Raw genomic sequence first — 10,249 nt, forward strand, 5'->3', positions numbered from 1 at the left:
GTCGCTGTCGTACGACAGCGACATGGTCGCCGCGCGCGCTTCGCAACAGCGCGCGCGTGCAACGAACGACGTCGACGCTGTCGTTCGGCGTCGGCGCTGACGAGCCTGGTGCGCCCCGCTCGTTGAGACTCCTCTTACCCGCGAGGAGGACCCTGGTCGGCGACACGCAACCGAGCAGCGCGGGGAGGGACCATGGCGACGACCACGCTGACCCACGCGCCGACGCAGGCGCAGCCACAGCACCGCACGGCCGCCCCGGAGCGCTCCGGGGCGGGGACGCAGCAGGCTCCGCCACCCCCGCTGACGCACCGCGCACCCGCGCTCGACGGACTCCGGACCCTCGCCATCCTGGTCGTCGTCCTGTACCACCTGCACGTGCCACAGTTCGAGGGCGGCTTCATCGGCGTGACGGTGTTCTTCGTGCTGTCGGGCTTCCTCATCACGACGCTGCTGCTCGGCGAACGGCGTCGCACCGGGCGGGTGCGCCTCGGCTCGTTCTGGGTGAAGCGGCTGCTCCGCCTGTACCCGGCACTGCTCGCGTTCGTCGTCGTCGGGCTGCTGCTCTGGAACTGGGTCGGTGACTACAAGGGCGCCTCGCTGTCGTCCGGCGAAGCGGCGTTCATCGCGCTGACCTACACGGGCAACCTGTTCCGCGCCTTCTGGGACACCGCGCAGGGCGTCTTCGCGCACACGTGGAGCCTGTCGATGGAGGAGCAGTTCTACCTGGTGTGGCCGCCGGTCCTGGTCCTGCTCGCCGCGCTCCGGGTCCGCCGCCGCTGGCTCCTGGCGGGGCTCGGGGTCCTGGTCGTCGGGGCGTCGGCGGCGTCGTGGGCGAGCTACCGCAGCCCGAGCGGCGGTGCCACGCCCGACGTCTACTTCTCGCCCGTGCTCGGGGTCGTGCCGCTCGCGATCGGCTGCGCGCTGGCCCTGGTGCTCGACGACGAACGGGTGCGCGTGCGGGCCGCCGGAGTCCTCGGACACGTCGCGACCTGGCTCGGTCTCGTGCTGCTGGTCGGGGTGTTGCTCTGGATCGACGACGACTGGACCCAGCACGCGTCGACGTTCGGCATCGTGCTGCCGCTGACCGGGCTGATCGCGGCGGTGGCGATCGGCGGGCTGGTCTCGGTCCGCTCCCCCGTGTCCGCCGCCCTGGCCTGGACGCCGGTGTCGTGGTTCGGCCGCCGGGTCTCGTACTCGGCGTACCTCTGGCACCCGCTGGTGATCGCGCTGCTCGGCACCTTCGCGATCGGCGCCTGGGGCACGGTCGGCCTGGTCGGCGCGGTGGTGATCGTGTCGATCGGTGCCGCCTACGCCGTCGAGGTGCCCGTCGAGCGGTTCCGCGCTCGGTTCCGCGCGGGTCGCAGGGCCGCAGCGCCTGCCACGCCCGCGCTCGCGCACGCGCCCGCGGCAGCGCCCGCGCCCGCGCAGCGCATCGAGTGAGCAGAAGACGTCGAGTACAGCCCGCTGACCCGACGCCTTCTGCTCACTGAACGCCGCGGCGATCGGTCACCGTAGGCTCGCCCCGTGCCCATCGAACGCGTCGACGTCCTCGTCGTCGGCGGCGGCCCCGTCGGACTGTTCCTGGCGGCACTCCTGGCGGCGCAGGGCGTCGACGTCCGGGTGTGGGAACGACGGGCCGAGCCGCCGACCGGTTCGCGCGCCATCGGCATCCACCCACCGTCCCTCGACGCGTTCGCCGCGATCGGCCTGGACACCGCCGTGCTCGCCGAGGCGTCACTGGTGCACGCCGGCGTGGCCCGGAGCCGCGGTCGGACCCTCGGCACCCTGCGCTTCGACCGCGCGTCGCCGACCCACCCGTACGTGGCCACTCTCGACCAGCACCGCACCGAGTCCCTGCTCCGCGACCGGCTCCGGGCCAGCGCACCGAGCGCTCTGCGGACCGGCACCACCCTGACGGCGCTGTCCCGGCACACCGACCACGTCGACGCCACCGGGACCGGACCGGACGGCGACACCGTGACGGTCCGTGCGGCCTTCGTCGTCGGGGCCGACGGTGCCCGGAGCGCCGTCCGCGACCTGCTCGGCATCGGCACCACCGGGCGCGAGTACCCGGACCGCTACGTGATGGGTGACTTCGCCGATCCCGAGGCGCCGTCGGCCCGGTCGTCCGCCCTGGTCGACGTCGGCCCGGACGGCGTCGTCGAGTCCTTCCCGCTGCCGGGTGCGCGTCGCCGGTACGTCGCCCTGGTGCCGGACGACGACGCGTTCGCCTCGGCCGAGGGCAGCTGGACGAGCACGCCGGATCCCGCGGTCGTCGCACGCCTGGCCACGCTCGTCGCCGAACGCACCGGTGTCGTCCCCGACCCCGCGACCTGCTCGATGACGAGCGGGTTCCGGGTGCGCCGCCGCACCGCCGACCGCGTGGGCGTCGGCCGAGCCGTGCTCGTCGGGGACGCCGCCCACGAGATCAGTCCGATCGGCGGGCAGGGCATGAACCTGGGGTGGCTCGACGCCGCCGAGTTGGCGCCGCTGCTCGCCGGAGCGGTCCGCACCGGCACGGCCGGTCCGTGGCCGGGCTACGCCGCCCGCCGCCAGGCAGCCGCCCGCCGCGCGGCTCGGCAGGCCGAGGCGAACATGGCACTCGGCCGTCCGCTCGGCCCCGTCACGGCGACCGGCCGGGAGGCGCTGCTCCGAACCGCCCTGTCCCTGCCGACCGCGCACGGCTTGGCCCGGCTCTACGCGATGCGCTGGGCCTGACGGCTCACGTCCGGCGCACAGGCGCACCGGCGCACCGGCGCAGTCGCGGAGTCGCGTTCCGCGTCGTCAGGCGACGAGTCGCGCGCCCGCGAAGCCGAGCTCGACGACGAGCACGAGGGACGACGCGATGACCAGCCGGAACAGGGTGCGTGAAGCCCGTCCTGCGAGCACCAACCGGACGCCGACGACGGCGAGCACCGCCACCACGACGGCACCGAGGACCGCGAGCACGACCCCGAGCCCCTGCACGGGGTCGTCGCCGAGCACCTGTCCGCCGAGCACCAGGGCGGCCGCGACGACGAGCGAGGCGAACGCGACGATCCCCGCGCCGCGGAGCCCGAGGCGATGTGGGAAGCCCCGCACGCCGGTGGCGGCGTCGTCGACCAGGTCGGGCAGCACGTTGGTGCAGTGGATCGCGATGCCGAAGACGGCCCCCGTGGCGATCGCCCACCACGCCGGCCACTGTCCCTCGGGCCCGGCCGCGACGGACACGACGGGCAGCAGCCCGAAGGCGACGACGAACGGCGCCACCGACCACACCGAACGCTTCAGCCCGGCGTCGTAGGCCCACCCCGCGGCGACGAGCACGAGGTGCGCGACCGCGGCGACCGGCCCCAGGAACAGCGAGAGCACAACGGCGGCCCCGGCGGTGGCGTACGCGGCGGCACGGACGGTGCCGACGGCGATGAGGCCGCGGGCGACGGGCTTGTCGCTCCGCCCGACGGCCCGGTCGCGGTCCGCGTCGATCCAGTCGTTCGCCAGCCCGATGGACAGCTGCCCGGCGACGACCGTCAGCGCCACCAGCACCACGAGCCACACGGGGTGCCCCACGGCGGCGGCGATCACCGCGGCGAGGACGGTCACGGTGACCGTGGGTCCGGGGTGCGACGACGCGAACAGCAGACGCGCGGTCGACGGGGTGCGGCTGGCGGTCACCCGGTCAGCGTACGGATCGCCCCTGCGCGGTCGTGGGGCGGATCACGGAACCGCCGTCACCTCGACGCTGAACCGGTCGACGAGCTCACGCTTGAGCACCTTGCCGCTCGGGCCGAGCGGCAGCGCGTCGAGGACGTGCACCACCCGCGGGTACTTGTACGCGGCGATCTCGGCGGCGACGAAGTCGACCAGGGCCTGCGCCTCGACGGTCGCACCGGCGTGCAGGACGACGGCGGCCTCGACCTCCTGCCCGTGGACCGCGTGCGGCACGCCGAAGACCGCGGCCATCGCGACGTCGGGGTGGGTGGCGAGCACTTCCTCGACCTGCCGCGGGTACACGTTGTAGCCGTTGCGGATGATCATGTCCTTCGTGCGGTCGACGATCGTCAGGTACCCGTCGTCGTCCTTCGTGCCCAGGTCACCGGTGCGGAACCACCCGTCGACGATGGCCTCGGCGGTGTCCTCGGGGCGGTCGAGGTACCCGTTCATCAGGTTGTGTCCGCGGATCACGAGTTCCCCGATCTCGCCGTGCGGCAGCATGACGATCGCGTCGCGGACCTCGGGGTCGGCGATCTCGACGTCGATGCCCCACACCGCCGTGCCGATCGTGCCGGGCCGCGGCGGTTGCCCGACGTGGTTGAAGGTGGCGACCGGCGAGGTCTCGGTCAGCCCGTACCCCTCGTGGATCGGCGCGTCGAAGACCTGCTGGAACCGCTCGAGCACCGCCAGCGGGAGCGACGCCCCGCCGGAGATCGCGTACCGGAGCGTCGGACGGGCCTCGGACCGGGTCGCGGCGTCGAGCAGCGCCATGTACATCGTCGGGACGCCCATGAAGATGCCGCAGCCGTGCTCGACCATCGCGGCGAGCGCCGTGTCACCGTCGAACTTCGGCAGCATGACGAGCGTCGCGCCGGTCCGGAACCCGGTGTTCATCGTGCAGGTCTGCCCGAACGTGTGGAACAGCGGCAGGGCGCCGAGCAGGACGTCCCCGCGGTGCATGTCGAACGTCGTCATCAGGTTGGTGTTGACCTGTTCGAGCAGCGCGAAGTGCGAGCCCTCGGCACCCTTGGGCTGGCCGGTGGTACCGCTCGTGTACAGGATCGTGGCGGTGTCGAACGGGTGCCGCGGCACGTAGGTGTCGAGCGGTTCGCTCTGCGCGGCCAGGGCCTCGAGCCGGTCGGGGCCGGCCGCGGACCCGTCGTCGGTCGTCGCCGGCGCGAGCACGGTCACGACGTCGACCCCGGCGAGCTCGGCACCGGCGGCGCCCTCGCCGAGCAAGGGTGCAGCACAGACGAGCAGCGTCGCGCCGCTGTCGCGCAGGACGTACTCGATCTCGCGGCGCTTCAGCAGCGCGTGCACGGGCACGGCCACCGCGCCGAGGGCCAGCGTCGCGTAGTACACGCGGGGGAAGTCCGCGACGTTCGGCACGAGCATCGCCACCTTCGACCCCTCGGTCACGCCCCGCGCGCGGAGTGCCCCGGCGTAGGCCAGGGTCTGCGCCCACAGCTCGGCGTAGGTGGTGCGGACGTCGCCCACGATGACGGCGACGTCGTCCGGGTAGCGTGCCGCCGACTCGGCGAGGATCGCTGCGACCGACGCGGTCGCGCGGGTGGTGTGGGTGTCGTGCATACCGGTCTCCGTCTTCGTCGACGACCTCGTCGTCGTCACCGCCGATCCTACGGCTCGACCCGGCGGACCGGTCAGGCGGCGGACGCCGCAGGTTCCCGCCGACGGACGAGCACCCCGGACGCCAGGGCGATCCCGAGCAGGACGACGAGACCGCCGACGGGCTCGTTCCACCGCACCCGCTCCCCCAGCACGAGCACACCGAGCGCCACCCCGACCACCGGCGTCAGGTACGTGACGGTGGAGGCGCGACCGGCGCCCCACGCCTGCACGAGCCGGGTGTTCCAGGCGTAGGCCAGCCCCGTGCCGACGCAACCGAGCGCGATCATCGCGGCCACGATCCTCCCGTCCAGCTGCACCGGACCGGTCGCGATGACGGGCGCGACCAGCAGGAGCATCCCGGAGGCCAGCGTCAGCTGGACCGTCGCCAGCGTGACCGGGTCGTACACGCTCGCCACCGCGACCCGGCGCAGGTAGGCGAGCCCGATGCCGTAGGACGCGGTCATGCCGAGCAGCGCGACCTGCCCCGGCACGCTCGCCAGCACCTCCGGGTCGGTCAGCACGTCCCACGGGCCGACCAGCACGAGCACCCCGACGATGCCGAGCACGATCCCGAGCACCTGCCGTCCGCGCAGCCGTTCGGACGGCACGAGCACCGCGAGCGCGGCCAGTGTCATGATCGGCGTCGTCGCGTTGTAGATGCTCGCGAGCCCGGACGGCACCGTCTGCTCGGCCCACGCCATCAGTGACGACGGCACCGCGTTGAGGAAGACCGCGACGACCGCCAGGTGCGCCCAGGTCCGCGGCTCCCGGGGCCACCGGCGACGGGTCGCCAGGAGCACCACGACCAGCGTGACCCCACCGAGCACGGTCCGCACGGTGGCGACCTGCTGCGGGGCGAGACCGTCGAGTCCGATCTTCGCGAAGAGGAAGCTCGATCCCCAGGTCAGTGCGACGAGGGCGTAGAGGAGGGCGTTCACGTGGCCTAGTGTCGGACCACCGGGCGACATGCGGCAAACGCATGTCGCTCATGCCGACATGAGGAGGACGCATGACCGTCTCGGTCCAGCAACTGCGCGCGTTCGTCGCAACGCTCGACGCCGGGTCCTTCACTGCGGCGGCCGCCGCGCTGGGCGTCGGCCAGTCCGCGGTGTCCCACGCCGTCGCCGGGCTCGAACGCGAGGTCGGCGGCCCCGTGGTGCGCCGCGGCACGGTCGCCGCCGCCACCCCGCTGGGCGACCGCCTGCTGGCCCACGCCCGGAGCGTGCTCGCCTCGGTCGAAGCCCTGGAGGCGGTGGTCCGGCCCGCCACTGCGCGCGGCACCGTGCGCCTCGCCGCCGTCCCCACCGTCTGCCAGGGCCTGCTGCCGCGGCTCCGCGAGCTGTGGGCGGTGACCCTGCCCGACGTCGACGTGCAGGTCTACGAGGGGGACGACGACGAGATGCCGGAGTGGCTCGAGGCCGGCACCGTCGACGCCGCCGTGCTCGTCGACCCGTCGCCGGTGCCCGACGGCGGCGTGGTCGTGGCGCGGGACGAGATGGCCGCCGTGATCCGCCGCGACCACCCCCTCGCCGAACTGCCCGCGCTCACCCTCGACGACCTGCACGAGGACGGTCTGGTGGCGGGCGGCGGTGGCTGCGAGTACCAGATCCAGAAGCTCCACGAACTCGACGGCCGGCCGTTCCGGTACGCCCACCGGGTGCGGGAGATGAGCACGATGTTCGGGATGATCCAGCGGGGCGAGGGCGTGTCGATCGTGCCGACCCTGGGCCGCGGGATGCTGCCGCCCGACCTCGTGATGATCCCGATGGCCCGGCGGCTCGAACGGACCCTGGTGCTGAGCGGGCCGTCGTCCCGTGCGTGGCACCCGTTGGCGCGGGCCCTGGTGGACGCGGTCTGAGACACGGGGCACCTCCGACCGCCGACCTCCGACCTTCGGCGGATCCGCTCGTCGACCCGGCTCCCTAGGCTCGGGGCATGACCTCGACCACGCTCCCCGCCGTGCCGCTCGGGCAGCGTGTGTGGTCCCAGACCTGGCGTGTCGCCGTCGCGGCCCTGACCGGGCTGCTCACCGCGGGGCTCGTGTGGCCGACGATGGACACCCGTGGGTGGAGCGACCTGCACGTCGGCGCACTGATCCTCGGCGACGTGGGTGCCGGTCTGGCCGCCCTCGTCCTCCTGCCGTTCCGGCACCGGGCACCGTTGCTGATCACGGTCGTCATCGCTGCACTCAGCTCGGTCTCGACCCTGGCGGTCGGGGCGGCCGCGATCGCCACGGTGTCGCTCGCCACCCGGCGCCGGTCCGTCGAGCTCGCCGTCGCCGGTGCGGTGCTGCTCGGTGCCACGGTGCTCTACGACGTCGTCCTGGCGCCCGCGGCCGACGACATGCCGCTCTGGCAGATCTTGGTCGCGGGCGTCGTCGGCATCGCCCTGCTCGTGGTCGTCGGCATCGCGATCGGGCAGCGCCGGGCGCTCCTGCTGTCCCTGCGCGAGCGCGCTGCCCTGCTCGAACGCGACCAACAGCTGCGCGAGGACCGTGCCCGCGAGCAGGAGCGCGCCCACATCGCCCGTGAGATGCACGACGTCCTGGGCCACCGGCTGTCCCTGGTCGCGCTGCACGCCGGCGCGCTCGAGTACCGCGGCCCGGGGCTCACCCCCGACGAGACCGCCGCGGCGGCCGGGGTCGTGCGGGCCGAGGCGCACTCCGCGCTCACCGACCTGCGCGACGTCCTCGGGGTGTTGCGCGACCCCGCGGCGATCGGCGGCGACGAGGTGACCGGCACCGCGCCTCCGCAGCCGACGCTCGTCGACCTGCCCGACCTGCTCGACCAGGCGCGTTCCGGCGGTGCGACCGTCCGGGCGCGCGTCGACACCGACGGCACGGCGGTCCCGACGGCCGTGGGGCGACACGCCTACCGGATCGTGCAGGAGTCGCTGACGAACGCCCGCAGGCACGCCCCGGGAGCGCCCGTCGACGTCGTCGTCGAGACCGTCCCCGGCCCGGCGATCCGGGTGGTGGTGTCGAACACGCTGGTCGACGGACCTGCGCACTCGGGCACGTCCGTCCACACGGCCGGGCACGGCCTGCGCGGGCTCGCCGAACGCGCCCGGCTCGTCGGCGGGAGCTTCCGCGCCGGCAGCGACGACGGACGCACGCACGTGGTCGAGGCGGTGCTGCCGTGGACCCCGTGACCGCTCCTGTCCGCGTCGTCCTGGTCGACGACGACCAGCTCGTGCGCGTCGGGCTCCGGATGCTGCTCAGCGGCGACGACGGCCTGGTGGTGGTGGGCGAAGCGGGCGACGGGCTCGAAGCCGAGGGCGTCATCGCCGCGACCGCGCCCGACGTCGTGCTCATGGACATCCGGATGCCCCGGTGCGACGGACTCGTCGCCACCGAACGCGAACTGCGCCGACGACCCGACCTGGCCGTCCTGGTGCTGACGACCTTCGAGGGGGACGACCTCGTGCTCGGAGCGCTGCAGGCCGGCGCACGTGGGTTCCTGCTCAAGGACACCCCGCCGCACGAACTCGTGCAGGCCGTGCGGACCGTGGCGGCCGGGCGCTCGATCCTGTCCCCGTCCGTGCTCGACCGGGTCATCGCGTTCGCGGCCGGATCCCGCTCGCGCCAGGCGGCCGGTGGTCCGGGCGGCGCACCGGCAGGGCCACCGGTCGATGCCGCTGCGGACGACACCGAGGCACGCCGGCTGCTCGCCCTGCTGACCGAGCGGGAGCGGGAGGTCGCACTCGCCGTGGCGAACGGGGCGTCCAACGCGCAGATCGCCGCCGACCTGTACGTGGGCCTGGCCACCGTGAAGACGCACGTCGGGCACGTGTACGAGAAGTTCGGCGTCGAGAACCGGGTGCAGCTCGCACTCGTCGTGCACGCGGCCCGGCGGGGAGAGCCGAGCGCGTGACCGGGCGCCGGGCGACCGGGCGCCGGGTGACCGGTGCGCCGGGTCGCCGGGTCGCCGGGTGACCGTCGGCTGAACGGGCGACGGTGCCTCCTCGGCAGGATGGACCGATGGCCGAGACGCACGTGAAGACGTTCACCACCGCGGACGAAGCGGCAGCCGAAGCCGCCGGACTCGCCTGGCTCGCCGAGGCCGAGGACACCGGCGGCACCCGCATCGCCCGCGTGCTGGGGCGTCCGGGCCCGACCGTGCTCGACCTCGAGCTGATCTCCGACGGTTCCCCCACCGCGGCCCAGGCGGAGCGGTTCGGCCGCTCCCTCGCGCACACGCACGCGGCCGGTGCCGACCACTGGGGTGCACCGCCCACCGGGTGGACCCGCGGTGCGGCGCTGCGGATGGGCCGCTCGCGCACGCCGTTCGTCACGGCCGAGCAGGCACCGGCGACCTGGGGCGAGTTCTTCGCCGAGTACCGGATCCGCGACTTCGTCCGCCGCATCGTCGATGCCGGCGGGTTCGACCACGCCGAGGCCGCCGTGCTCGAGCGGGTCGCCTCGCGCGTGGAGGACGGCACACTCGGGTCGCCGCAGCCCGCGCTCGTCGGGGACGGACCCGCTCGCCTGCACGGTGACCTGTGGGCCGGCAACGTCCTCTGGCCGACGGACTCGTCCGAACCGACCGGCGCCGTGCTCATCGACCCCATCGCCCACGGCGGGCACGCGGAGACCGACCTGGCACTGCTCGGGCTGTTCGGGCTCCCCCGGCTCGAGACGGTGCTCGCCGCCTACGACCGGGAGTCACGGCTGGCCGACGGCTGGCAGGAGCGCGTCGAGCTCCACCAGCTCGCGCCGCTGCTGCTGCACGTGTTCCTGTTCGGCGGCTCGTACACCGGGGCCGCGCTCCGGGCAGCGCAGCGGTACGCCTGACCCCTCGCACCGTGCTGCCTCGCTCACCACGTGCGGGGTCGCCCGCCCCGGTGCCGTCGCCGCACCGTGCGGCCTCGCTCAACCCGTGCGGGGTTGCCCGCCCCGGTGCCGTCGCCGCACCGTGCGGCCTCGCTC

9 protein-coding genes are annotated in these 10,249 nt (G+C 74.2%); 6 read left to right on the forward strand and 3 right to left on the reverse strand.

Features of this window, described 5'->3' with window-relative positions; genetic code table 11:
- The first annotated feature begins 192 nt into the window (after positions 1 to 192).
- Together BIU91_RS17945 and BIU91_RS17950 are read left to right on the forward strand one after the other, a co-directional pair.
- On the forward strand, positions 193 to 1,440 hold the full coding sequence (locus BIU91_RS17945) for an acyltransferase (protein ID WP_071406545.1): 1,248 nt from the start codon (positions 193 to 195) through the stop codon (positions 1,438 to 1,440).
- 84 nt (positions 1,441 to 1,524) lie between these two features.
- Positions 1,525 to 2,718 carry an NAD(P)/FAD-dependent oxidoreductase gene (locus tag BIU91_RS17950; protein WP_253183802.1) on the forward strand — a complete coding sequence of 398 codons (1,194 nt, stop codon included), beginning with the start codon at positions 1,525 to 1,527 and terminating at the stop codon, positions 2,716 to 2,718.
- Positions 2,719 to 2,784: 66 nt separating this feature from the next.
- On the opposite strand, the gene BIU91_RS17955 is transcribed toward BIU91_RS17950, so the two are convergent.
- The 3 genes from BIU91_RS17955 to BIU91_RS17965 all read right to left on the reverse strand — a co-directional run bounded on the left by BIU91_RS17955 (position 2,785) and on the right by BIU91_RS17965 (position 6,260).
- The gene (locus tag BIU91_RS17955) at positions 2,785 to 3,654 is read right to left on the reverse strand and encodes a UbiA family prenyltransferase (protein WP_071406546.1); all 870 of its coding nucleotides are present in this window, start codon (positions 3,652 to 3,654) and stop codon (positions 2,785 to 2,787) included.
- A gap of 42 nt (positions 3,655 to 3,696) precedes the next feature.
- On the reverse strand, positions 3,697 to 5,283 hold the full coding sequence (locus BIU91_RS17960) for a long-chain fatty acid--CoA ligase (protein WP_071406563.1): 1,587 nt from the start codon (positions 5,281 to 5,283) through the stop codon (positions 3,697 to 3,699).
- Positions 5,284 to 5,354: 71 nt separating this feature from the next.
- Positions 5,355 to 6,260 (reverse strand): DMT family transporter, encoded by a 906-nt coding sequence (locus BIU91_RS17965; RefSeq protein WP_084741473.1) that lies wholly within the window; start codon positions 6,258 to 6,260, stop codon positions 5,355 to 5,357.
- A 71-nt stretch (positions 6,261 to 6,331) separates the two neighbouring features.
- Here BIU91_RS17965 and BIU91_RS17970 point away from each other — a divergent pair, with 71 nt between their 5' ends.
- The 4 genes from BIU91_RS17970 to BIU91_RS17985 all read left to right on the forward strand — a co-directional run bounded on the left by BIU91_RS17970 (position 6,332) and on the right by BIU91_RS17985 (position 10,114).
- The gene (locus tag BIU91_RS17970; protein ID WP_071406548.1) at positions 6,332 to 7,180 is read left to right on the forward strand and encodes a LysR family transcriptional regulator; all 849 of its coding nucleotides are present in this window, start codon (positions 6,332 to 6,334) and stop codon (positions 7,178 to 7,180) included.
- 77 nt (positions 7,181 to 7,257) lie between these two features.
- The gene (locus BIU91_RS17975) at positions 7,258 to 8,472 is read left to right on the forward strand and encodes a histidine kinase (RefSeq protein ID WP_071406549.1); all 1,215 of its coding nucleotides are present in this window, start codon (positions 7,258 to 7,260) and stop codon (positions 8,470 to 8,472) included.
- Entirely contained in the window at positions 8,460 to 9,194 is a 735-nt protein-coding gene (locus BIU91_RS17980; protein WP_071406550.1) for a response regulator transcription factor, read from the forward strand. The genes BIU91_RS17975 and BIU91_RS17980 overlap by 13 nt, the downstream gene beginning before the upstream one ends.
- 107 nt (positions 9,195 to 9,301) lie before the next feature.
- Positions 9,302 to 10,114: a fructosamine kinase family protein gene (locus tag BIU91_RS17985; RefSeq protein WP_071406551.1), complete on the forward strand. Its 813-nt coding sequence runs from the start codon at positions 9,302 to 9,304 to the stop codon at positions 10,112 to 10,114.
- The last annotated feature ends 135 nt before the right edge of the window (positions 10,115 to 10,249 follow it).

This window comes from Curtobacterium sp. MMLR14_002, assembly GCF_001864975.1.
In the GTDB taxonomy this organism is placed as follows: Bacteria; Actinomycetota; Actinomycetes; order Actinomycetales; family Microbacteriaceae; genus Curtobacterium; species Curtobacterium flaccumfaciens.

What these genes read in the sequence shown, in the direction of transcription:
- BIU91_RS17945 (WP_071406545.1), top strand. Translation starts at nt 193, where the DNA reads ATGGCGACGACCACGCTGACCCACGCGCCGACGCAGGCGCAGCCACAG.
- BIU91_RS17960 (WP_071406563.1), bottom strand. Translation starts at nt 5,283, where the DNA reads ATGCACGACACCCACACCACCCGCGCGACCGCGTCGGTCGCAGCGATC.
- BIU91_RS17970 (WP_071406548.1), top strand. Translation starts at nt 6,332, where the DNA reads ATGACCGTCTCGGTCCAGCAACTGCGCGCGTTCGTCGCAACGCTCGAC.
- BIU91_RS17975 (WP_071406549.1), top strand. Translation starts at nt 7,258, where the DNA reads ATGACCTCGACCACGCTCCCCGCCGTGCCGCTCGGGCAGCGTGTGTGG.
- BIU91_RS17985 (WP_071406551.1), top strand. Translation starts at nt 9,302, where the DNA reads ATGGCCGAGACGCACGTGAAGACGTTCACCACCGCGGACGAAGCGGCA.